The sequence below is a fragment of the Burkholderia sp. BC1 genome (assembly GCF_052683555.1).
The window spans coordinates 15,120-38,386 of sequence record NZ_JBQYLP010000050.1; the positions used below are offsets into that span (position 1 = coordinate 15,120).

Consider the following 23,267-nt stretch of genomic DNA (forward strand, 5'->3'; position numbering starts at 1 on the left):
GGCGCGTCCGGCGCGTCAGCGACTCGGCGTCACGACGTTCTGCGGCGTGCCCGCATGCCACGCTTCGATGTTCGCGAGCGTCGTATGCGCGATTTCCGCCAGCGCTTCGCGCGTGAAGAACGCCTGATGCGACGTGACGATCACGTTCGGGAACGTCAGCAGCCGCGCGAGCACGTCGTCCTGCAGTGGCAGGTCGGAATGATCCTCAAAGAACAGGCCGCTTTCCTCTTCGTAGACGTCGAGGCCGAGATGACCGAGCTGGCCGCTCTTGAGTGCGTCGATCAGCGCCTGCGTGTCGACGAGCCCGCCGCGGCCCGTGTTGATCAGCATCGCGCCCGGCTTCATCTGCGCGAGCGTGCGCGCATTGATCAGATGATGCGTGGACGGCAGCAGCGGGCAGTGCAGGCTGACGATGTCGGCGCCGCGCAGCAGCGTGTCGAGGTCGACGTAGCGCGCACCGAACGCGATCAGTTCGTCGTCGTACGGCGGCATCGAATGCGCGAGCACGTGCATCCCGAAGCCCATCATGATCTTCGCGAACACGCTGCCGATGAGCCCCGTGCCGATCACGCCGACCGTCTTGCCGTGCAGGTCGAAGCCGAGCAGCCCGTTCAGCGAGAAGTCGCCTTCGCGCGTGCGCGCGACCGCGCGCGGCAGCCGGCGGTTCAGCGCGAGAATCAGCGCGACCGCATGTTCGGCGACCGCGTGCGGCGAATAGGCCGGCACGCGCACGACCGTGATGCCGAGCCGCTCGGCCGCCGCGAGGTCGACATGGTTGAAACCCGCCGAGCGCAGCGCGATCAGCCGCGTGCCGCCTTCCGCGAGGCGTTCGAGCACCGCCGCATCGAGCGTGTCGTTGACGAACGGGCACACGACGTCGTAGCCGTGCGCGAGGATTGCCGTTTCCGCATCGAGATGCGACGGCTGGAAGTGCAGCCGGTAGCCGAACCGGCGGTTGGCGGCGGTGAACGAATCGTCGTCGTACTGTCGGCTGCTGAACAGGATCACGCGCACGCTGTTTCTCCGGGGAGCGTCGTCGCCCGCAGTTTACTGCAGGCCCGGCACGCCGTCGGCATGCGCGGACGCGTGCGCCGCGCGCAGGAAACCGTAGCCCGCCCGCTCGGGCTGCGCGAGCGCGCTGAAGTGCTCGATCGCATGTTCGACGAAGCTGCGCGTGCGCGCCGGCACGAACTGCCGGTTCGGATAGACGAGCGAGAGCTGCGTATGCGGATCGTCGATCCGGTAGCCGGGCAGCAGCCGCACGAGCGTACCGCTGTCGATCGCGTCGGCGACGCAGTGCTCGGGCAGCATCGCGATGCCCGAGCCCGCGACCGTCGCCGCATGGACGAGCGCGAGTTGATTGACCGTGCAGGCGGGCCGCACGGTGACCGTATGCACACGCGCGTCGGGGCCGACCAGCCGCCATGCGCCCGGATGCTGATGCGGCGCGAGCGCGACCCAGTCGTGGCGCGGCAGATCGTCGGGCGTGCGCGGCTCGCCGCGCCGTTCGAGATACGCGGGCGATGCGCATGCGACGAACGGATTCGGCGCGAGCGCCTGTGCGATCAGCGCCGGGTTGCCGTCGAAGCCGTCGCCGGTGACGATGCCGACGTCGTAGCCGGCATCGAGCACGTCGAGCGGCGCTTCGGCGATCGTCATCTGCACGCGCAACTCCGGATAGCGATGGCGGAACCGGCCGAGCAGCGGCGTCAGCGCGCCAGGCGACAGCAGCCCCGACGCGACCACGCGCAGCGTGCCGCCCGGCTCGTGCGTGGCCTGCGCGACCGACGCCTCGAGATGATCGAATTCCTCGAGCAGCGCGCGGCAGCCGTCGAGATAGCGCACGCCGGCTTCGGTCAACGACAGGTTGCGCGTGGTGCGGTGGATCAGCCGCGTATTGAGATGGCTCTCGAGCATCGCGATCGAACGCGTGACGAGTGCATTGGACACGCCGAGATGATGCGCCGCACGCCGGAAGCTCTGATGCTCGGCGACGCAGACGAAGACACGCATGGTCTGAATCTGGTTCATGGCTTGCGTATTTTTGGCCCGGTTGACTGATTATGGTTGTGATTTTTCATCGTGCAGCGCGGAAAAAACATTGCGCGGCGCGTGATTCCCGCTCGTATCGGTTAAAGCGTTTTCGGAATCTGCAGACGATTGTTCAATAAGAAAAGCGTGTCCGTCAACCTGAGAAAAGGGGCGGGTTGCGGAAAATCGAAATCGCGCGTATCGGAAAACCGATGGATGCCGGTCATACGCTTGTCGCGATTGCGTGTATTTTCGCTTGGGCCTCGTCGTCGCGCGGATAATTCTTCGGAAAATCAATGAATTGCGAGACAAGGTGGGAATGCGGGTCGGTAATTTCGGCAAGCGGCGGCATTAGAGATCGAGATAACTCAGCGTGTGCCCAATATGCGTGCCGAATCGCGTATGCCGATTTTGCGGCGTGCGGTGCTTTTTGCCGTTCGGCGGACATACAGCGCCGAAAGCGACCGTATCGAGCGCGCCGCGATATGGCCGCGCAAAATCGCGCACGATCGGGCTCCTTTCTCCAGGCTGCGAATGGCGCCCACAATCCGCGCGCAAGCGATGCGCGGCGCGCGCGGTGCGCTGGCCCGGTCGGCGCGCCGGGCCACCTTCGCGCTGTCCGCCCGCGCGTGCCTCTTGCGCAATGCCGCGGAACGCGGAATGATCGATCGCTTGCCGTGCCGTGCGGCACGCGTTCCGTGCGTTTTCTTCCTTCACTTCGTTCCAGCCATGTCCATCGACCATTCGCCGATTCCCTGTCCCGTCGTCGTGCCGCTCGACGCGATCCTGCCCGAAGAACCGCTGCTGATGATGGGGGCCGGCCCGGTCCCGATCCCGGCCGCCGTCGCGAAGGCGAACACGATCGTGATCAACCACCTCGGCGCGACGATGGCGAAGATCATCGAGCAGGTGAAGGAAATGGCGCGCTACGTGTTCCAGACGCGCACGAAGTGGGTGCTCGGCGTCGCGGGCCCCGGTTCGGCTGCGATGGAGATGGCGATCTCGAATCTCGCATGGCGCGGCACGCGCGTGCTGTCGATCCGCAACGGTTTCTTCAGCGCACGGATGGCCGAGATGGCGACGCGCGTCGGCGCCGAAGTCGCGACGCTCGAAGTCGCCGATCGCGCGGTCGCGAGCCTCGACGAAGTTGCGGAGGCCATCGCGCGCGAGCGGCCCGAGATCGTCACGATCGTGCAGGGCGAGACGTCGAATACGGTATGGAACCGCGATCTGCGCGACATCGCGGCGCTCGCGAAGGCGGCCGGCGCGCTGGTCGTGGTCGACGCGGTCTGCACGCTGTCGACGATGCCGCTCGAGATGGACGCGTGGGGCATCGACGCGGTGATCACCGGCGGTCAGAAGGGGCTGTCGTCGATTCCCGGCGTGTCGCTGATCGCGTTCTCCGACGCCGCGTGGGAACGGATGAAGCATCGCCCGGAGCCGAACGCGCATTGGTGCCTCGACATGGCGCTCGCCGAGAACTTCTGGCACAACGCGGGCTATCACTACACCGCGCCGGTGTCGGGCGTGCTCGCGCTGCACGAAGCGCTGCGGCTCGTGTGCGCGGAGACGCTCGAAAGCCGCTTCGCGCGCCATCTGCGTTGTTCGCTCGCGCTGCAGGCGGCCGTCGAGGCGATGGGGCTGAAGCTGTATGCGCCGAAGGCATGCCGGCTCAATTCGGTCGTCGGGATCGAGACGCCGGAAGGCCTCACGCCGGGCCTGATCTGCGGCCATATCTCGAAGCAGTATCAGGTCGAGATCTCGGGCTCGTTCGGCTTGCCGATCGTGCGGATCGGCCAGATGGGCGAGCAGTGCCGCGAACACAACCTGTTCCGCACCGTGCATGCGTTCGGCCGCACGATGGTCGACTTGAAGGTGCCCGTCGATCTGCCGGCCGGCGTCGCGGCGCTCGAGCAGGAACTGTCGCGGCGCGGCGCGTAACGCGCGCGGCGCGGCCGCTCAGCGGCCCTGGATCGCGCGCCGGTACGCGTTCGGCGCTGCGCCGTGCGCGTCGCGAAAGCGGTGGCTGAAATGCGCGGCGTTCGCATAGCCGCAGTCGGCCGCGATCTGCGCAAGCGGCAGCGATGTCGTGCGCAGCAGCAGGCGCGCGCGGGCGAGCCGCTGCTCAGCGACCCACGCATGCGGCGCGCGGCCGAACGACAGCCGGAACATCCGCGAGAAATGGTATTCGGATAGCGCGGCGACCTCCGCGAGTTCGCCGAGCGTCAGCGGCTGCGACAGATGCGCGTCGATGTAGTCGCGCACGCGGCGCCGGACGGCCGGCGCGAGGCCGCCGCGAAACGGCGTGTCGGTGCGCGTCGCGCTCTGTTCGCGCAGCAGCAGGCTCAGCACGTCGTGCGCGGTTTCGTTCACGCGCAGGCGGCCGTCCGCGTCGTCCCAGCGCTCGAGCGCGACCGAGCGCAGCAGCGACGCGACGCGCGCTTCCTCGAAATAGGTCCGATCGGCGAGCTTCAGTTCGCGCGGTTCGCGATCGAGCTCGCGGATCGCGCGTTGCGTGAAGTGCTCGGGCAGGAAGTACAGGTGGACGAAATGCATCTCGCCGCGCACCCACCAGCGCGATTCGTGGTCGCCCGGCAGCGCGCACAGCAGGCTCGGCGCGCCGTAGCGCGGCACGCGTTCCCGTTCGGTCCGGTAGCCGCCGTCGAGGTAGCACGACAGCGTGTGATGGCCGGGCTGTGCGTAGACGGTCTCGCTCTCGTCGGTGATCCGCGTCCACTCGGCGATCGCGAGGTGGTCGCCGAGCCAGGCGAAGCGCTCGAGCGTCGCGTTCGCGTCGGCGAGCGTGCGGCACACCGATTGCAGGCCGAACGGCAGATCGCCGCCGGACAGGGCGGCGGCGCGATCGACGGGCGGGGCGGACAGGGACGCGTTCATGAGGTCCGAGTATAAGCGCGCGCATGCCGGCGCGCGGGCGCCGGCGAAAAAGACCGCAATTCCGGACAATCGGCACGCGTCGTGCGACGGCATAGTCGGATTCCCGTTTCGTTCGAAGCCTCGTCGCCGTCGCCATGAACCTGTCGCTCTATATCGTTACCGTGCTGATCTGGGGAACCACCTGGATCGCGATCAAATGGCAGCTCGGCAGCGTGCCGCCGCCCGTGTCGATCGCGTGGCGCTTCTGGCTCGCGGCCGCCGTGATGTTCGCGCTGCTGCGCGCGATGCGTCGCCCCGCGCGGCCGCCGCGCGCCGCGTGGCGCTATCTCGCTGCGCAGGGCGTTGCGCTGTTCTGCCTGAACTTCCTGTGCTTCTACTACGCGGAGCGCGTCGTGCCGAGCGGCCTCGTCGCGGTGATTTTCTCGACCGCGCCACTGCTCAATTCGATCAACGGGCGGCTGTTCATGGGGCGGCCGCTGCGCGCGTCGGCGATTGCGGGCGCGCTGCTCGGCCTGACCGGCATCGCCTGCCTGTTCTGGCAGCAGATGGCCGGCCATCTCGACGATCGCGCGACGTGGATCGGGCTCGCGATCGCATTGGCGGGGACGATGTGCTTCTCGGCCGGCAACCTGCTGTCGAGCCGCATGCAGTCGATGGGCCTGCATCCGCTCGCGACGAACGGCTGGGCGATGCTGATCGGCGCGGCGATTCTGACCGTCGGCAGCGTGGCGGCCGGGCTGCCGTTTTCGCTCGAAACGGAGCCGCGCTATCTCGGCGCGCTGCTCTATCTGGCCGTGCCGGGCTCGGTGATCGGCTTTACCGCTTATCTGACGCTCGTCGGCCGGATCGGGCCGGAGCGCGCCGCGTACTGCACGGTGCTGTTTCCGATCGTCGCGCTGGCCGTGTCGACGGTGTTCGAAGGGTATCGGTGGTCGCCGCTCGCGGTGATCGGGCTGCTGCTCGTGCTGGCCGGGAATCTCGTTGCGTTCGATTTGACGCGGCGGTTGTTTCTGCGGGCGGCCTGAGCGGGCGGCAACGGTCCGCAACGGGCCGATCGCCGATGCTGCCCGGCGCGATGCGCGCGGCCCGCGATGGCGACGAATCGGTTGACGAGGTTGACTTGGTTGCGAGATTGGCCTACGCTGCTTTCTGATTGCGAAAGGAGGCGGCGATGGGCCGGCACGCACACACGATCGAGGATGCCGACGTCATTCTCGATGTCGATACCGCGGACGCGCTGCGCAGCGCGGTCGGCGCCGCGACCATGCTGGGGCCCGACAAGGCGCGCGCGCTGCTCCGGCTTTCCGATGCGCAGCTCGGGCATCTGTTCAAGGTCGGTATCGCGCAAATCATCGATCTGGCGGCGACGGTCACGTTCGGGATCGCGGCTGCCGCGACGGGCGACAGGACGGAGCCGGGCCGCGCGAAGCCCGAACCGCGCTCGAGCGCGCATGAGTCTGCCGCGCTTGCCGAGCGCGAGCGTCTCGTATTGCCGGAACGACAGGCGCTCGTCGCGAGCGGCAGGCTGCTGCCGGCCGCCGAAGTCTGGACCGCGCTGGGGATCACGCGCCAGGCGCTGAACAAGGCGGTCGCATCGGGCCGCATCTTCACGGTCGACGTCGGCGCCGCACAGTACTATCCGGCCTTTTATCTCGCCGGCGACATCGATCGCAAGACGCTGGGCAGGGTGACGCAGCAGCTGGGCGATCTGCCGGGCTGGAGCAAATGGCAGTTCTTCACGACGCCGAAAGCGTCGCTCGGCAGGCTCACGCCGCTGAAGGCGCTCGCACAAGGCAAGGTCGAGCAGGTGACGCGCGCGGCAGCGGCGTTTGCCGAGCGCTAGGGCCGGCTTCCCGGTGGATCCGGATCCTGGGGAGCCGATATTTGACGTTGACGACGCCCCGCAGGCATTTCGCGAGCGCGACACTGACGACGAAGGAAATCTCGCCTTCGACGCTTCTGCGCATTTCGCGCTACGACACCGGCGAGCCTTACTTCGGCCGATCGGGCGGCAACCGCTTCGACGACCCGCGCAAGCGCGGCCGGTACGGCACCTGCTATTTCGGTTTCGATCTGCATTGCGCGTTCGCCGAGACGGTGCTGCATGATGAGGTCGCCGATCTCGAACTCGGCGGTTTCCCGCTCGTGACAACGGAACTCGAACGCTACGTGCTGTCCTTTACCGGACGGTCGCTGAACGTGGCCGTCCTGCACGGCGTGCCGCTGAAGAATCTGGGCGGTGACGGCGCGCTGTCGACCGTCGTGCCCTACGACATCCCGCAACAATGGTCGGCCGCCGTGTACCGGCATCGCCAGCACGTCGACGGCTTCCTCTACATGTCGAGGCATCTGAACACGTCGGAAGCGCTCGTGCTCTTCGATCGCGCCGCGCCCAGGCTCGCACTGTCGGCCGCGGTTCCGTTCCGCGATCACCCGGCAGCGGCCCGCGTGCTGCGGGACTTCAACATCCTGCCGCGTTAGCCGCGGCACCGTCGTGCAGCGCGCGCACGCACGAGTGCGCTGCGCGCCGACGGCATCCGCCGCGGGTTCACGCCGCCGCGCCGCTTCCCGCGACGCGCGCCTGCCGCTGATACAGCACGACCGACAACGCGACGCCTGCCGCCGCGGCGAGCGCCGCGAACAGGAACACCTGCGGATAGCCGAACGCGCCCGCGACGTAGCCGGCGAGCGGCCCGGTGATGCCGAGCGACAGGTCGAGGAACACCGAGTACGCGGACAGCGCCGCGCCACGGCTGGCGGCCGGCACCAGCGCGACGGCCTCGACGCCGAGCGCCGGGAAGATCAGCGCGAAGCCGAAGCCCGTCAGCGCGGCACCGACGAGCGCGACGTGCGGCACCGGCGCGAGCCACAGCAGCACGAGGCCCGCGCATTCGAACGCGAACGATACGATCGCGACGCGGAAGCCGCCATGCGTCTTGATCGTGTTCGCGAACAGCAGACGCGCACCGATGAACAGCGTGCCGAACACGGTCAGCGACAGCGCGGCGTTGGGCCAGTGACGCGCCGCGTAGTAGAGCGTGACGAACGTCGCGATCGAGCCGAAGCCGGCCGAGCCGAGCGCAAGGCCGATGCCGTGCGGCAGCACGCGCGTGAACACGCTCGCATACGACATCCGTTCGCCGTGCACGAGCGGCACCGCGTCGATCAGGCGCGCGAGCGCATAGCCGAGCGCCGCGAGCGCGATCACGAGCACGCCGATCAGCGCCGGGTTCAGCGAATGCGCGATCGCGACGCCGACCGGCGCGCCGAGCGCGAGCGCGCCGTACGTCGCGATGCCGTTCCACGAGATCACCTTCGCGTTGTGCGCGACGCCGACGCGGCCGATGCCCCACAGAATCGCCCCGGTGCCGCACAGGCTCTCGCCGACGCCGAGCACGAGCCGGCTCGCGACGAGCAGCACGAGGCTCGCGGCCGGCCAGCGCGCGAGCAGCAGCGCGACGAGCAGCAGCACGCCCGACGCGCCGCAGCCGAGCAGCCCGCGCAGCACGGTCTGCTTCGGGCCCAGCGTATCGGCGAGGCGCCCGGCGAGCGGGCGCGACGCGAGCGTCGCGAAATACTGGACGCTGATCGCGGCGCCCGCGACGATCGCGGAAAAGCCGAGCTCGTCGTGGACGAAGCCCGGCAGCACCGCGAGCGGCAGGCCGATGGTCAAGTAGCAGATGAACGTGAAGCAGACGACGGACACGATTTGCAGCGTGACGGCGAGCCCGCTGCGCGGCGTGGAGGCAGAATCGGTTGACATGGGGTCGGAACGGATGAGCGAACGGAACGGATCGTGGCGAAAAACGGAATCGGGATTTTCCCATGGAACCGGTTTTCACGCAGGTACCGTTTAGTTAACCGCGCCCCGTTTTTTGGACGACGCCGAACCGGCGCCTTCGCGCACCGCGGCCGGCCATGCGGCTCCATGCGCCCGCCGCGGCGGCCCGCCGGCATGGGCGGCCGCGCATATCGCCGCAGTTATATGGGCCGCATGCGTATTGGGCTATGGGTTGCGGAATTTGACGGTGATAGCGTGCAAACTGTCAGAGAAACGTCGGCCGAGCGCCCCGCGCAGGCCGCCTTTGCCCCCACTTGAAGAACGACAGAGACATGAGTGAGCCGATCCGCTTCTACCATCGTCACGCCGTCCGCGAAGTCAGCGGCGCGGACGTCACCCGCACCGTGCTGCAGTACCTGCGCGAGGACGCGCACTGCACCGGCACCAAGGAAGGCTGCGCGGAAGGCGACTGCGGCGCGTGCACGGTCGTCGTCGGCGAGCTGACGGACGCGGGCACGGTCGCGTTCAAGGCCGTCAACGCATGTATCCAGTTCCTGCCGACGCTCGACGGCAAGGCGCTGCTGACCGTCGAGGACCTGCGTCGCCCGGACGGCTCGCTGCATCCGGTTCAGCAGGCGATGGTCGACTGTCATGGGTCGCAGTGCGGGTTCTGCACGCCGGGCTTCGTGATGTCGATGTGGGCGCTCTACGAGAAGCACGGCCATGAACGCTGCGGCGGTGCATGCGAGAAGGCGAAGCACGTGCCGACGCGCACCGAAATCGCCGATGCGCTGACCGGCAACCTGTGCCGCTGCACCGGCTATCGTCCGATCGTCGACGCGGCGGTGAGGATGTTCGATGCTACCGGCGTAGGTGCGACGGGCGAAGGCGCGACCGGCGAAGGCTCCACCCCCGAACCGAACACCGCGCCCGTCGACCCGGCCGCGCTTGCGCGCACGCTTGCGTCGCTGCGGCGCGACGCGACATTCGACTACACGGTCGGCGGCGCGCGCTTCGCCGCCCCGCGCACGCTCGACGCGCTGGCCGCGCTGAAGGCGGAGCGTCCGGACGCGCGGATTCTGGCGGGCAGCACCGACATCGGGCTGTGGGTCACGAAACAGATGCGCCGGCTCGACGACCTGATCTACGTCGGCCAGATCGCCGAACTGCAGCGCATCGTGCACGGCGAGGACTGGATCGAGATCGGCGCGGGCGTCACGGTCGAGAACGCCTATGCAGCGCTCGCCGAGGCGTATCCCGAACTGACCGAGATGTGGAAACGCTTCGCGTCGCTGCCGATCCGCAACGCGGGCACGCTCGGCGGCAACGTCGCGAACGGCTCGCCGATCGGCGACTCGATGCCGGGCCTGATCGCACTGGGCGCGCGCGTCGTGCTGCGCGGCGGCGACACGGTGCGCGAGCTGCCGCTCGAAGCGCTCTATACGGGCTACCAGCAGAAGGACATGGCGCCGCACGAATTCGTCGTCGGCGTGAAGGTGCCGACGCGCAGCGGCGCGCGCGCGAACCTGCAATTCCGCACCTACAAGCTGTCGAAACGGTTCGACTCCGACATTTCGGCCGTCTGCGCGGCGTTCGCGTTCATCGCGGACGGCGACACGATCCGCGAACCGCGCATCGCGTTCGGCGGGATGGCCGCGACGCCCAAGCGCGCGGCGCACACCGAAGCCGTGCTCGACGGCGCGCAGTGGCACGAAGCGACCGCGCAGGCCGCGATGCAGGCGCTCGAACGCGATTACCAGCCGCTCACCGACATGCGCGCGACGAGCACCTACCGGCTCGATACCGCGAAGAACCTGATGTACCGATTCTGGCTGGAGACGCGTCCGCACGATCCGCTGCCGCCGCAAGCCCTGAACGTGCGCGAAGTGCCCGCCGAAGCGGCGCGTGTCTGACGACGGAGAACCCCGAACATGAACCAGCAAGCAGAACCGTTCCTCAGCACCCTCGATCCGCAAGCCGATGCCGCGCAGGTGCACGTGTCGCGCGCGCACGAGTCCGCGCATCTGCACGTGAGCGGGCGCGCGACCTACACCGACGACATTCCGCTCGTCGCGGGCACGCTGCACGCGGCGCTCGGGTTGTCGGCGAAGCCGCACGCGCGAATCGTGTCGATGAATTTCGACGCGGTGCGCGCGACGCCGGGCGTGGTCGCGGTGTTCACCGCCGACGACATTCCGGGCGTCAACGACTGCGGCCCGATCGTCCACGACGATCCGGTGCTCGCGCAGGGCGTCGTGCAGTACGTCGGCCAGCCGATGTTCATCGTCGTCGCGACGTCGCACGATGTCGCGCGGCTCGCCGCGCGGCGCGCGCAAGTCGAATACGAGGAGCTGCCGGCGATCCTGACCGCACAGGAAGCGCGCAAGGCCGAGTCGTACGTGATTCCGCCGCTGAAGCTCGCGCGCGGCGACGCGACGGCACGCATCGCCGCCGCGCCGCATCGCGAGTCGGGCGAAATGCTGCTCGGCGGCCAGGAGCAGTTTTATCTGGAAGGACAGATCGCGTACGCGGTGCCGAAGGACGACGACGGCATGCACGTGTACTGCTCGACGCAGCACCCGAGCGAGATGCAGCATCTGGTCGCGCACGTGCTCGGCGTCGCGTCGCACAACGTGCTCGTCGAGTGCCGCCGGATGGGCGGCGGGTTCGGCGGCAAGGAATCGCAGTCGGGGCTGTTCGCGTGCTGCGCGGCGCTCGCCGCCTGGAAGCTGCTGTGCCCGGTGAAGCTGCGTCCGGACCGCGACGACGACATGATGATCACCGGCAAGCGGCACGACTTCCATTACCGTTTCGACGTCGGCTACGACGACGACGGCCGCATCGACGGCGTGTCGCTCGACATGACCTCGCGCTGCGGTTTCTCGGCCGATTTGTCGGGGCCCGTGATGACGCGCGCGGTCTGCCACTTCGACAACGCATACTGGCTGTCCGACGTCGCGATCGCCGGCTACTGCGGCAAGACCAACACGCAGTCGAACACCGCGTTTCGCGGTTTCGGCGGCCCGCAGGGCGCGTTCGCGATCGAGTACATCCTCGACGACATCGCGCGCACGCTCGGCCGCGATCCGCTCGACGTCCGCTACGCGAACCTGTACGGCAAGACCGAGCGCAACGTCACGCCGTACGGTCAGACCGTCGAGGACAACGTGCTGCACGAACTGCTCGCCGAACTCGAGGCAGCGAGCGACTATCGCGCGCGGCGCGACGGCGTGCGCGCGTTCAACGCCCGCAACGCAGTGCTGAAGAAGGGCATCGCGCTGACGCCGGTGAAGTTCGGGATCGCGTTCAACGTCACGCACTTCAATCAGGCCGGTGCGCTCGTGCATATCTATACCGACGGCTCGGTGCTCGTGAACCACGGCGGCACGGAGATGGGGCAGGGGCTGAACACGAAGGTCGCGCAGGTCGTCGCGCACGAGCTCGGGATCCGTTTCGGCCGCGTCCGCGTGACGGCGACCGATACGAGCAAGGTCGCCAATACGTCGGCGACGGCCGCGTCGACCGGTTCGGATCTGAACGGCAAGGCCGCGCAGGACGCCGCGCGCCAGCTGCGCGAGCGGCTCGCCGTGTTCGCGGCGAAGCAGTACGGCGACGGCCGGGTCGAGGCGGCCGACGTGAAGTTCGCGAACGACTGCGTGTGGATCGGCACGACGGCCGTGCCGTTCGGCGACGTGATCGCGAAGGCGTATCTCGCGCGCGTGCAGCTCTGGTCCGACGGCTTCTATGCGACGCCGAAGCTGCACTGGGATCAATCGAAGCTGCAGGGACGGCCGTTCTACTACTACTCGTACGGCGCGGCCGTGTCGGAAGTCGTGATCGACACGCTGACGGGCGAGATGCGCACGCTGCGCGTCGACGCGCTGCACGACGTCGGCGCATCGCTGAACCCGGCGCTCGACATCGGCCAGGTCGAAGGCGCGTTCATCCAGGGGATGGGCTGGCTGACGACCGAGGAGCTGTGGTGGAACGCGGGCGGCAAGCTGATGACGCACGCGCCCTCGACGTACAAGATTCCGACCGTCAACGACACGCCGCCCGAATTCAACGTGCGGCTGTTCAAGAACCGCAACGTCGAGGACAGCATTCACCGCTCGAAGGCCGTCGGCGAGCCGCCGCTGCTGCTGCCGTTCTCGGTGTTCTTCGCCGTGCGCGACGCGATCGCGGCGGTGGGCGACTATCGCGTGAATCCGCCGCTCGACGCACCGGCGACCGGCGAGTCGATCCTGCGTGCGGTGCAGGCCGTGCGCGCGGCGCGGGCAGCCTGACATGCGTGCGCCGGCCCGTTCGCCGCATTCGCCTGCACGCGCGGTCGCGCCCGACGCGGCCGCGTTTGCGCGCGGCACCGGCACCCGCAACCGCGCGACCGGCGCGCCGCCGCCGATGCACGTCGTGCTGTTCGGCGCGGGGCACGTCGGTCATGCGCTCGTCACGCTGCTCGGTGCGTTGCCGTGCACGGTGCAGTGGGTCGACACGCGCGACGAACTGTTCCCCGACGAGTGTCCGCCGAACGTGCAGCCCGAGCCGACCGACACGCCCGAGGCGATCGTCGATGCCGCGCCGCCCGGCACGTACTTCCTCGTGATGACGCACAACCATGCGCTCGATTTCGCGCTCGCCGAGCAGATCATGCGGCGGCGCGACTTCGCGTACTTCGGGATGATCGGCTCGCGCACGAAGCGCGTGAAGTTCGAACGACGGCTTGCCGCGCGCGGCGTCGATCCGGCAAGGCTCGTCGAGATGGTGTGTCCGATCGGCGTGGCCGGCATCGTCGACAAGGCGCCCGGCTCGATCGCGGTGGCCGTGTGTGCGGAACTGCTGCAGGTGCGCGCCGGGATGCCGGTCGCCGGCGCGAAGGCGGCCGCGGCTGCCGCCGCGCGCGACGACGCGTGCTGCCTGCGCTGAGTCGCACGTCCTGCGTTGCACGCGGCACACTGCACGCACGCGCGCAACGACGATAGGCGCCGGTGCGCATCGGACGCGCCCGGCAGCGCCGCACGACATCGCGTCGACGCACGGCCGCGCGTTTTTCCCTACACTGCACGGCATGCGCGGCGTCCGGCCGCGCCTTTTCGTGTACGCACCATGTCCGATTCCCGCCTCTATCTCGACGTGCTCGACGCGAGCATCGTCGCCATCGAACGCTGGCTGTCCGGCGTCGACACGGCGCCGGCCGCGCTCGACGCGCTGCTCGCGCATTTCTCCGCCGACTTCACGATGATCATGACCGACGGCCGCGCAGTCGATCGCGACGGTCTGCGCGCCCTGTTCGCGACGCTCGGCGGCGCGAAGCCGGGGCTGCGCATTACGCTGTCGGATGTACGCGTGCTCGCGGCCGACGCGTCGCATGCGGTTGTTGCGTACGTCGAAGCGCAGCACGCGGCGTCCGGCGAGTTGCCGGCGCGCCGTTCGACCGCCGTGTTCGCACGCGATTCCGCGGGCGCGGTGCGCTGGACGCATCTGCAGGAAACGTTCTGCGCGGCGTGACGCGCGTGCCGCGCGCGCGGGCTCAGCGCTTGCGTGCGCGCGCGGCGGTCAGTTCGTCGGACACGCTCTGCATCAGCGCGCACAGCCACGCGATATCGGTCGGCCGATCCGGCTGCGGATGCGTGAGCAGATAGCTCTTGATGCGCGGAAACGGCACCGGCGGCGGGACGACGACAAGCGGCAGCAGCTGCGCATAGTGCGTCGCGAAGCGGCGCGTCGTCGTGAAGATCAGATCGGTTTGCAGCAGCACCTGCGGGACGATCCCGAAGTACGGCAGCGTCGTCACGACACGCCGCGCGAGGCCCGCGCGCGCAAGGCCGATCTCGATCGCGTTGCGCTTGTCGCCGGTATAGGGCGTCGGCGCGACGTGCGCGGCGGCCGCGTACGCTTCGCGCGTGAGCGGCTCGCGTGCGAGCGGATGCGCATCGCGCATCAGGCACACGATCGTGTCGGAGAACAGGTCCTGCCGCGCGAACTGCGGATCGGGCTTCGGCCAGTTGCCGATCACGAGATCGAGCGCGCCCGATTCGAGCGCGCCCGCATGGTCGAGCGCGGGATTCAGCGAATCGATTTCCAGATGCGCGTGCGGCGCGGCATCGCGAAAGCGCTCGATCAGCGTCGGCATGAAGAAATCGTTCAGATAGTCGGGCGCGGCGATGCGGAACGTGCGCCGCGCGGACGACGGATCGAAATCGCCGTGCGGCGTCGAGATGAAGTCGACCTCGCGCAGCGCGCGCGTCGCGGCGCCGAGCAGCGACGCGCCGTATTCGGTCGGCACCATGCCCGACTTGCCGCGCACGAGGATCGGGTCGTTCAGCGTTTCGCGCAGCTTGCGCAGTGCGGTGCTGATCGCGGGCTGCGTCTGGTTGAGCCGCAGCGCGGTCTGCGTGACGCTGCGCTCGAGCAGCAGCGTGCGCAGCACGCGCACGAGCCAGATATCGAGCGAGGCGGTACGGTCGTCGTCTTCCATCGATGCGGGGTGATCCGGGCGAAGCGTAACCTTACCGCAGCCGTGCGCGCGCGTGCGTGATACCCGCCATCACGCGCGGCCTTTCGGCAGCGTGCTGATCCGCTTCACTTCCTGCGATTCGAGCCAGTTCGGCGTGCGCGCGCAGTACAGCACCATCGGCAGCGCGTCCTCGCCCCAGAACAGCTGGCGGTTCATCCAGAAGGTCGGTACGCCGAACACGCCGAGCGCGATCGCGTCGTCGGTATTGCGGCGCAGCTGCGCGCTCGTCTCTTCGAATTCGATCAGCGCGTCGCCATGGCTCACGCCGACGCGCTCGCAGAGCGCCGCGAAGCCGGCCGGCGTCGACGGATCGTTGCCCTCGCGCCAGATGAAGCGGAACATCTCGAGCACGGTCGCGATGTCGGCGCGCGTCGCGATCGCGAGGCGCAGCGCCTTGTCGGAATCGAACGGATGCACGGGCGGCATCTTGAAGCGGATGCCGAGCTGCTCCGCGCGAAACAGCGCGTGCCGGTACGTGAAGATGCGCTTGGCCGGCACGTCGGCGCTCGGCCGCTGCCCCCAGTGCCGCTGCAGCTCGTTCAGCGACACCGCGACGGGTTCGAACGGCATCGCCGGCCATTTGTCGTGCTGTTCGAGCAGCAGATAGGAGAACGGCGACACGAAGTCGAAGAACCACGCGGGTTGGGCGGTGTCGAGGCCGGTTGTCATGACGATCTCCAGAGGGTGGGGCGTGCGGCGGGCCTCCATGTTACGGGCCGTACGCGCATGCAGCAATGATCGCGGATCGTCCGTTCATGCGGAACCGGGAGTCGCCCGAGGGGCGTCGGCCGCTCGCGGCGCGGCATCGGCCGCGCGAGGCGCGGCGCCGGCGGGCGCATCGGCGTCGTGCGCGGCGAGCCGTTCGCGCACGAAGCCGATGTGCTCGCGCAGCACGTAGAACTGCCCCGCGTAGGCGAGCGGCATCTTCATCCGGTTCACGGCTTCCTCGATGTCGTCGAGCTCGTCGAGCAGCGCGACGCGCTCCTCGGCCGTATGCTCGCCGAGCGCGCGGCGTTCGATCGCGATCAGCGCGCCGTACCAGCGGTAGATCCGCGAGCGCACGCGCCAGCCGTACAGCGACGGCACGAGCCGCAGGCCCGGAATCAGCACGACGATCAGCGGCACGACGACGACCAGCAGCCGGTCGACGAGGCTCGCGACCCAGAACGGCAGCCGTCGATACAGGAAGGTCTTGCCGGACTTGTAGTAGCGCGCCGCATCGTCGGACAGCGGGAAGCCGCGTGTGACCGGCGACGGGAATTCGCCCGCGTGCTGCAGGATCGTCGCGTGGCCGTGCACTTCGCGCGCGGCCTCGATCAGCAGGTCCGAGAGCGCCGGGTGCAACGTGTCGCGCGCGACGAGTTCGATGGTCGGCGCAACCGTATGCAGATCCTCGGGCGGCAGGTTGCGGCCGAGATCGTAGACGCCCATCGGCAGCGTGATCGCGGTCAGGTACGGAAAGCGCCGCGCGTAGGCTTCCGCCTGCGTAAACGAATACATGTGCACGCCCGGCGTGCGGAACAGCTTCGCCATCACGGGGATCTGCGTCGAGTCGCCGGACAGGAACGCCGCGTCGATCTTGCCGTCGAGCAGCGCGGCCGCGGCGTCTTCGCCGCTCGTCGGCAGCAGCCGCGTCGTGCCGCCCGGCTCGATCCCGTTCATCTTCAGCAATGCGAGGCTCAGCTCGCGCGCGCCGCTGCCTTCGGTACCGATCGCGAGCCGCTTGCCGTTGAAATCGGAGAGGCGCGCGACCACCGGCCCGCGGTACATGATCGCGAGCGGCACGTAGCCGATGCTGCCGAGCGAGGCGAGGTGATCGTCGCGTTCCTTCGGGCCGATTCCGCTCTGCACGAAGCCGACGTCGACCGTGGCGTTCGGGTTCTGCAGCCGCGCGAGGTTCTGCGCGGATCCTTCCGACGATTCGACGTCGAGCGTGACGCCGTTCTTCGCGAGGATCGCCTTGTATTTCTGGGCGGCGTTCCAGTAGGTGCTGCCGGGCGGGCCGGCCGAGATCACGAGCGTCGAGGGCGGCGCGGGCTGGATCATCCGGATCGCGAGCCACACGGCGGCGGCCGCGAGCAGCACGGTCGGGCCGATCGACAGTGCGAGGTCGCGCCACGACACCGCGACGAAACGGGCGAGGATGCGCGGCGGCGGCCGCTGCGGGCGGGTTGGCTTCATGAGATCGATCGATGACGCGGGCGCTGCGCAGTGCCGCGACGGCGACGCTGCGCGCTCTGGCGGCGATGGTAACCGGTTTGGGCGCGCCCGCGCGAGTGCCGCGTGACGGCCTTCGGCGGGCCGCCGCGCGATGCCGCGTCAAAAGCTTTGCGCTTCCGCGGGCGCTGGATTACATTGTGCGACGCAGCCGCGCCCGACTCGCGCGACCCGGCACCCGACGAGACCGGGCGCGTCCGGCACGGCGGCTGCCCGGTCCGGCCGGCCGCTTCGCGTGCGCCGGCTGCCGGCCCGTCTCGCCTCTCTCGCATCGCCGTGGAAATCATCGGCCGACCCGCCCGTTCGCGCGCGGGCCGGCTGCCTTTGGGGGTATCCGGCCGTACTGTGCGCGGCCGTTCCGAAGTTACAAGGAGATAGCATGAAGTCGATCGTGTTGAGAGCGTTGGGTATTGCCGCCGTGGCGGCCTGTCTGTCGGGCAGCGCGTATGCGCAGTCGAGCGAGCCGGCCGCGGCCGAAGCGCCGGCCGCCGCGACGCAGTCGAAGTCGGCCGCGAAGACGGCGAAGCACGCGAACCGCAAGCTCGGCTACGCGGTGCGCAAGGCGATCACGAAAGCAGGCGGGATCGATGTGTCGAACCTCGTCGTGCGCTCGAAGGGCGGCGCGATCACGCTGGAGGGCACGGTGCCCGACCAGGCTCAGATCGACAAGGCGGGAGAAGCGGCGAAGGGCGTGAAGGGCGTCACGTCGGTCACGAACAAGCTGACGGTCCAGCAGCAATGATGCCGGGCGACGGCGCGCAAGCGTCGTCCGGGCCCGCGCACGCGCGGGTCGTGCGGGCCCCGGCATGCCGGGGCCCGTTTGCGCTTCAGCGGCCGCACGCGGTGCGCGACACGGCGGCGGCCCGATAACGATATCGAGAGAGGGGCGGCAATGACGATGCACGGATGGGGCAGGTGGATGCTTGTCGGCACGGCACTGGCCGGCATCGCGGCGCTGCTCGGCGCCTGCAACGGCGACGAGACGAGCGAGCGCAACCGGTTACCCGGCTTCGTGTCGGGCAACGTGCGCACGACCGCATACGACGGCATGAGCGACGATCTGCTGACGGCCGGCCTCGGCAAGACGGGCCTTGCGAGCGCGACCGCGCCGGCCTTCGCGAATCCGTCGCGGCCGACGAGCGCCGAGCTGCGCCGTCTCGCGATCTGGTCGAACTACCGCGCGCTCGTCGACATGAGCGCGAACGGCGGCTACGGCCGCTTCTGGGGGCCGAACGTCGATGTCGACGGCAACGCCACGCTCGGCGAAGGCAAGATCGCCGGCACCGAATATCTCGCCTATTCCGACGACGGCAGCGGCCGCAAGAACGTGACGCTGCTCGTGCAGGTGCCCGCGAGCTTCGATCCCGCACAGCCGTGCATCGTGACGGCGACGTCGTCGGGCTCGCGCGGCGTCTACGGCGCGATCTCGGCCGCCGGCGAGTGGGGGCTCAAGCGCGGCTGCGCGGTCGCGTACAACGACAAGGGCGGCGGCAACGGCGCGCACGAACTGGGCAGCGACACCGTCACGCTGATCGACGGCACGCTCGCGAACGCGGTGCTCGCCGGCAACGCGAGCCTGTTCACCGCGAATCTGACGAGCGGCGATCTCGCCGCGTTCAACAGCCGCTTTCCGAACCGCTATGCGTTCAAGCACGCGCATTCGCAGCAGAATCCCGAGCAGGACTGGGGGCGCTCGACGCTGCAGGCAGTCGAGTTCGCGTACTGGGCGCTGAACGAGCAGTTCGCGCCGCTCGTCGACGGCTCGCATCGCGGCGTGCGCTATCGCGCGGGCGACATCACGACGATCGCCGCGTCGGTCAGCAACGGCGGCGGCGCGTCGCTCGCGGCCGCCGAGCAGGACGATCGCGGCTGGATTACCGCGGTCGTGGTCGGCGAGCCGCAGATCAACGTGCGGCTGGCGCCGAATGCGGTCGTGCGGAGCGGCGGCCAGCCGGTGCCGTCGTTCGGCCGGCCGCTCGCCGACTATGCGACGCTCGCGAACCTGCTGCAGCCGTGCGCGGCCGCCTCGGCGTCGCTGGCCGGCGAGCCGTACATCAGCGCGCTGCCGCTCGCGACCACGCAGTCGATCCGCGCGCAGCGCTGCGCGACGCTCGCCGCCGCGGGCCTCGTGTCGGGCGCCGACACGCAGAGCCAGGCCGCCGACGCGCTCGCGCAGCTGCATGCGGCCGGTTATCTCGCCGATTCCGATCTGCTGCACGCGTCGATGTGGGATTCGCAGGCGATCCCCGCGATCGCCGTCACCTATGCGAACGCGTATACGCGCTCGCGCGTGACCGACAACCTCTGCAATTTCAGCTTCGCGACGACGCAAGCGGGGACCGGCGCGGTCGCACCGCCCGCGGCATCGCCGATGCCGGCCGTGTTCGGCGCCGGCAACGGCATACCGCCGACGGCCGGCATCGATCTCGTATTCAATACGGGCGCCGGCGTCGATCACCGGCTCGCGACGCCCGATGCGAGCTTCGCCGGCGCGCTATGCCTGCGCCAGCTGTGGACGAACGCGATGCTCGGGATGCCGGCGAACGTCGAGGCGGTGCGCGTGAACGCGAACCTGCACGGCAAGCCCGCGATCATCGTGCAGGGGCGCAGCGACGCGCTCGTGCCCGTCAATCACGCGTCGCGCGCGTACGTCGCGCAGAACAGCCTCACCGAGGGCAGCCGTAGCGGGCTCGTGTTCTACGAGGTGACGAACGGCCAGCACTTCGACGCGTTCCTGCCGGTGGCCGGCTACGACACGCGTTTCGTGCCGGTCCACTACTACGATCTGCAGGCGCTGAACCTGATGTGGCAGCACCTGAAGAAGGGTGCGCCGCTGCCGCCGTCGCAGGTGATCCGCACGGTGCCGCGGGGCGGCACGCCCGGTGCGGCGCCCGCGCTGACGACGGCGAACCTGCCGCCGATCGCGAGTGCGCCGGGCGCGAACGCGATTTCGGCGGCGGCCGGCACGATCGACGTACCGCTTTGAGCGCACGCGCGCTTGCTGCGAAGCCGGACGATGGTCGTCCGGCTTTTTTCTTTTTGAAGCGGGGAAATCGGGCGGGGCGGCCTCGGCCGCCGAGCGGCCGGAGAGGCGGGAAGCGCGATGCGGCCGCCGGGGACGCGACGCGTTTCAGTGCAGCCGTGACTGCGACCACGACCACGGCCGCGAACATGGCCCGCAACCAGGACGGCCGCGGCGCACCGCGCCGCATGGCGCAGGTTTCAGGCGAGCACGAGCCGCACGCCGACCGCGACCAGCGTCGCCGCGAGCAGATTGCGCAGCAGCCGTTCCGGGGCGCGCGCGGACAGCAGGCTGCCGATCACGATGCCCGGCAGCGAGCCGAGCAGCAGCGACAGCAGCATCGACCAGTCGACCGAGCCGAGCAGCCAGTGGCCCATGCCGGCGACGAGCGTGAGCGGCACCGCGTGCGCGATGTCGGAGCCGACGATGCGTGTCGTTGCGAGCGCCGGATAGAGCAGCAGGAGCACGGTCACGCCGATCGCGCCCGCGCCGACCGAGGTCATCGACACGAGCACGCCGAGCACCGCACCCGTCAGCACGGTCGACCACAGCGTGCGCGCGGGGCTCGGCGCGAGCGGATTGCGCGCGGCGAACGCGGCGAGCTGCGGGCGGAAGATCAGCGCGACCGATGTGAGCAGCAGCGCCACGCCGAGCACGAGCTGGATCAGCCGGGCGGTGCCCGGCGCGTTCAGCCCGTGCGAATGCAGCACCCACAGCGTGAGCGCTGCCGCCGGCACGCTGCCGGCCGCGAGCCGGCCGGTGATGCGCCAGTCGATCGAGCCCTTGAGGCCGTGGACCAGCGTGCCCGTCGCCTTCGTCGCCGCTGCGTACAGCAGATCGGTGCCGACCGCCGTCGCGGGATGCACGCCGAACAGCAGCACGAGGATCGGCGTCATCAGCGAACCGCCGCCGACGCCCGTCAGGCCGACGAGGATGCCGACGAACAGGCCGGACAGGGAGTACAGCAGATCGATATGGGGAAGCGACATCGGAAGCAGGCGGTTAGGGGGCGTTCGGCGGCGGCGCGCGGCTGCGACGCGCGGATCAAAGTCCGACATTGTCGCAAAAGTGACGGGTCGGTGTACGACTGCGTTAAAAATCGGCCGGCGCGCGGCGGCCGGCCGATGGGGCGGAGCGGTGAAACGGGCGTTTGAACGGTGGTTGCGCGCGGCGGCGTGTGGCGCCTGCGGACAGCCGTACCGGCTGCGGCGGGCGGCCGGACGGCGCCGAGGGCCGCCCGCCGCGCGTCAGTGCAGCGAAGCGCCGACGCCGCCGTCGGCGTGCGCCGGCGGACGCACGCGCAGCGCGATGCCGATCGCGGCGGCGAGCGCCGCAAACGCCGCGCCGAATGCGAATGCCGCGTGGTAGCCGCCGTTCAGCGCGCCGAGCGGCGCGACCTGCGCGGCCGCGAGCGCATCGGTGCGCGCCGCCGCGACGCTCGCGAGCACCGCGAGGCCGAGCGCGCCGCCCATCATGAACGCGGTGTTCACGATGCCCGACGCGAGCCCCGAATCGGCCGGATCGACGTCGCTCATCGCGGCGAGCAGCACCGGGTTGAACGCGATGCCGGCGCCGATACCGAGCAGCGTCATGCCGGGCAGCACGTGCCAGACGAAGCCGCCGTCGACGGGCGCGCGCGCGAACAGCGCGAGCCCGCACGCGGCGATCAGCAGGCCGGCCGCGATCGGGCCGCGAATCCCGAAACGCATGACGATCCGCGCGGACAGCCCGAGCGAGAACGCGGCCATGATCAGGTTCGCGGGCAGGAACGCGAGGCCGACCTGCAGCGGCCCGTAGCCGAGCACGCGCTGCAGGTACAGCGCGGACAGGAAGAACCACGCGAACATCGCGGCCGCCCACAGCACGCTGATGACGTTGGCGAGCGCGACGTTGCGTGCGGCGAACAGCGTGAGCGGCATCAGCGGATGCGCGACGCGCATCTCGATCGCGACGAACAGTGCAAGCAGCACGACGGCCGCGCCGATCAGCGCGACGGTCTGCGCCGACAGCCAGCCGGCCTCGTTGCCGCCGACGATTCCGTAGACCGCGAGCATCAGCGACGCGGTGACCGTGATCGCGCCCGCGACGTCGAGCCGCCCGGCGCCGGCCGGCACGCGCGTACGCGGCAGCAGCGCCGCGCACAGCGCGTAGACGGCGATGCCGATCGGCAGGTTCACGAGGAAGATCCAGTGCCACGACAGCGCGCTCGTCAGCAGCCCGCCGAGCAGCACGCCGATGCTGCCGCCGCCCGCGCACACGAAGCCGTATACGCCCATCGCGCGCGCCCGTTCGCCGGGCTCGGTAAACAGATTCATGATCAGCGACAGCGACACGGCCGATACGACCGCGCCGCCGAGCCCTTGCACCGCGCGCGCGGCGATCAGCATCGTCTGCGACGGCGCGAGTCCGCATGCGAGCGACGCGAGCGTGAACACGACGAGGCCGGCGAGAAACATGCGCCGCTGGCCGTACAGATCGCCGAGCCGGCCGCCGAGCAGCAGGCAGCCGCCGAACGTCAGCAGATACGCGTTGACGACCCAGACGAGCGCCGTCTCGGTGAAGTGCAGATCGGTGCCGATCGACGGCAGCGCGACGTTCACGATCGTGCTGTCGAGCACGATCATCAGCACGCCGAGGCAGAGGACGATCAGTGCGTACCAGCGCTTTTCGCCGTGGATGCCGTGTGTCATGGGCTCGCAACCTTCCGATAGGGATTTGAAAGGCTGGATTGTAGACGGCATTCGTACGCGTCTGCTGCCGGTTTATGGCAGCAGCATCGCGTAGCGGCCGAACGGCGTGAGCGCACG

The 23,267-nt window shown here is 69.4% G+C and carries 20 protein-coding genes; 10 read left to right on the forward strand and 10 right to left on the reverse strand.

Translation table 11 applies throughout. The features are described from left to right. Positions 1-15 precede the first annotated feature (15 nt). The 3 genes from ACSHSS_RS21885 to ACSHSS_RS21895 form a co-directional block, all read right to left on the reverse strand. Positions 16-1,014, reverse strand: coding sequence for a 2-hydroxyacid dehydrogenase (locus ACSHSS_RS21885; protein ID WP_039224595.1), 999 nt, complete (start codon positions 1,012-1,014; stop codon positions 16-18). A gap of 33 nt (positions 1,015-1,047) precedes the next feature. Further along, complete coding sequence (locus tag ACSHSS_RS21890; protein WP_445545540.1) at positions 1,048-2,031, reverse strand: LysR family transcriptional regulator; 984 nt, start codon at positions 2,029-2,031, stop codon at positions 1,048-1,050. Between the two features lie 351 nt (positions 2,032-2,382). After that, positions 2,383-2,538 (reverse strand): hypothetical protein, encoded by a 156-nt coding sequence (locus tag ACSHSS_RS21895; protein ID WP_254212524.1) that lies wholly within the window; start codon positions 2,536-2,538, stop codon positions 2,383-2,385. Between the two features lie 222 nt (positions 2,539-2,760). Here ACSHSS_RS21895 and ACSHSS_RS21900 point away from each other — a divergent pair, with 222 nt between their 5' ends. After that, on the forward strand, positions 2,761-3,972 hold the full coding sequence (locus ACSHSS_RS21900; protein ID WP_006411571.1) for a pyridoxal-phosphate-dependent aminotransferase family protein: 1,212 nt from the start codon (positions 2,761-2,763) through the stop codon (positions 3,970-3,972). An 18-nt stretch (positions 3,973-3,990) separates the two neighbouring features. Here the strand turns inward: ACSHSS_RS21900 and ACSHSS_RS21905 are convergent, their stop codons facing one another. Beyond that, positions 3,991-4,926, reverse strand: coding sequence for an AraC family transcriptional regulator (locus tag ACSHSS_RS21905; RefSeq protein WP_006401532.1), 936 nt, complete (start codon positions 4,924-4,926; stop codon positions 3,991-3,993). Between the two features lie 134 nt (positions 4,927-5,060). On the opposite strand from ACSHSS_RS21905, the gene ACSHSS_RS21910 reads away from it, so the two are divergent. From ACSHSS_RS21910 to ACSHSS_RS21920, 3 genes are all read left to right on the forward strand, one after another. Then, positions 5,061-5,951: a DMT family transporter gene (locus tag ACSHSS_RS21910; RefSeq protein WP_445545541.1), complete on the forward strand. Its 891-nt coding sequence runs from the start codon at positions 5,061-5,063 to the stop codon at positions 5,949-5,951. Between the two features lie 146 nt (positions 5,952-6,097). After that, entirely contained in the window at positions 6,098-6,769 is a 672-nt protein-coding gene (locus ACSHSS_RS21915; RefSeq protein WP_217060791.1) for a hypothetical protein, read from the forward strand. A gap of 47 nt (positions 6,770-6,816) precedes the next feature. Beyond that, positions 6,817-7,407, forward strand: a complete 591-nt coding sequence (locus ACSHSS_RS21920; protein WP_254211008.1) for an RES family NAD+ phosphorylase — start codon at positions 6,817-6,819, stop codon at positions 7,405-7,407. Positions 7,408-7,474: 67 nt separating this feature from the next. Here the strand turns inward: ACSHSS_RS21920 and ACSHSS_RS21925 are convergent, their stop codons facing one another. After that, a complete protein-coding gene (locus ACSHSS_RS21925; RefSeq protein WP_006401530.1) occupies positions 7,475-8,689 on the reverse strand; it encodes an MFS transporter in 1,215 nt (404 codons plus the stop codon). 350 nt (positions 8,690-9,039) lie between these two features. Between ACSHSS_RS21925 and xdhA the strand changes: the two genes are divergently transcribed. The 4 genes from xdhA to ACSHSS_RS21945 all read left to right on the forward strand — a co-directional run bounded on the left by xdhA (position 9,040) and on the right by ACSHSS_RS21945 (position 14,212). Next, positions 9,040-10,620, forward strand: coding sequence for a xanthine dehydrogenase small subunit (gene xdhA, locus ACSHSS_RS21930; RefSeq protein WP_445545542.1), 1,581 nt, complete (start codon positions 9,040-9,042; stop codon positions 10,618-10,620). Between the two features lie 18 nt (positions 10,621-10,638). Further along, on the forward strand, positions 10,639-12,993 hold the full coding sequence (xdhB, locus tag ACSHSS_RS21935) for a xanthine dehydrogenase molybdopterin binding subunit (protein ID WP_445545543.1): 2,355 nt from the start codon (positions 10,639-10,641) through the stop codon (positions 12,991-12,993). A gap of 1 nt (position 12,994) precedes the next feature. Beyond that, a complete protein-coding gene (gene xdhC, locus ACSHSS_RS21940; RefSeq protein WP_105779137.1) occupies positions 12,995-13,630 on the forward strand; it encodes a xanthine dehydrogenase accessory protein XdhC in 636 nt (211 codons plus the stop codon). Positions 13,631-13,810: 180 nt separating this feature from the next. Then, a complete protein-coding gene (locus tag ACSHSS_RS21945; protein WP_217060787.1) occupies positions 13,811-14,212 on the forward strand; it encodes a nuclear transport factor 2 family protein in 402 nt (133 codons plus the stop codon). Between the two features lie 22 nt (positions 14,213-14,234). Here the strand turns inward: ACSHSS_RS21945 and ACSHSS_RS21950 are convergent, their stop codons facing one another. The 3 genes from ACSHSS_RS21950 to ACSHSS_RS21960 all read right to left on the reverse strand — a co-directional run bounded on the left by ACSHSS_RS21950 (position 14,235) and on the right by ACSHSS_RS21960 (position 17,402). Continuing rightward, the gene (locus ACSHSS_RS21950) at positions 14,235-15,182 is read right to left on the reverse strand and encodes a LysR family transcriptional regulator (protein ID WP_006417109.1); all 948 of its coding nucleotides are present in this window, start codon (positions 15,180-15,182) and stop codon (positions 14,235-14,237) included. 69 nt (positions 15,183-15,251) lie between these two features. Then, a complete protein-coding gene (locus ACSHSS_RS21955) occupies positions 15,252-15,890 on the reverse strand; it encodes a 2-hydroxychromene-2-carboxylate isomerase (RefSeq protein ID WP_006401523.1) in 639 nt (212 codons plus the stop codon). A gap of 84 nt (positions 15,891-15,974) precedes the next feature. After that, positions 15,975-17,402, reverse strand: coding sequence for a TAXI family TRAP transporter solute-binding subunit (locus tag ACSHSS_RS21960; protein ID WP_445545544.1), 1,428 nt, complete (start codon positions 17,400-17,402; stop codon positions 15,975-15,977). A gap of 415 nt (positions 17,403-17,817) precedes the next feature. On the opposite strand from ACSHSS_RS21960, the gene ACSHSS_RS21965 reads away from it, so the two are divergent. Together ACSHSS_RS21965 and ACSHSS_RS21970 are read left to right on the forward strand one after the other, a co-directional pair. Further along, a complete protein-coding gene (locus tag ACSHSS_RS21965; protein ID WP_006401521.1) occupies positions 17,818-18,180 on the forward strand; it encodes a BON domain-containing protein in 363 nt (120 codons plus the stop codon). Positions 18,181-18,330: 150 nt separating this feature from the next. After that, a complete protein-coding gene (locus tag ACSHSS_RS21970) occupies positions 18,331-20,424 on the forward strand; it encodes a D-(-)-3-hydroxybutyrate oligomer hydrolase (RefSeq protein ID WP_445545545.1) in 2,094 nt (697 codons plus the stop codon). Positions 20,425-20,660: 236 nt separating this feature from the next. Here the strand turns inward: ACSHSS_RS21970 and ACSHSS_RS21975 are convergent, their stop codons facing one another. Together ACSHSS_RS21975 and ACSHSS_RS21980 are read right to left on the reverse strand one after the other, a co-directional pair. Further along, positions 20,661-21,449 (reverse strand): sulfite exporter TauE/SafE family protein, encoded by a 789-nt coding sequence (locus tag ACSHSS_RS21975; RefSeq protein WP_006401519.1) that lies wholly within the window; start codon positions 21,447-21,449, stop codon positions 20,661-20,663. Between the two features lie 258 nt (positions 21,450-21,707). Next, complete coding sequence (locus tag ACSHSS_RS21980) at positions 21,708-23,150, reverse strand: DHA2 family efflux MFS transporter permease subunit (protein ID WP_048805177.1); 1,443 nt, start codon at positions 23,148-23,150, stop codon at positions 21,708-21,710. Between the last annotated feature and the right edge of the window lie 117 nt (positions 23,151-23,267).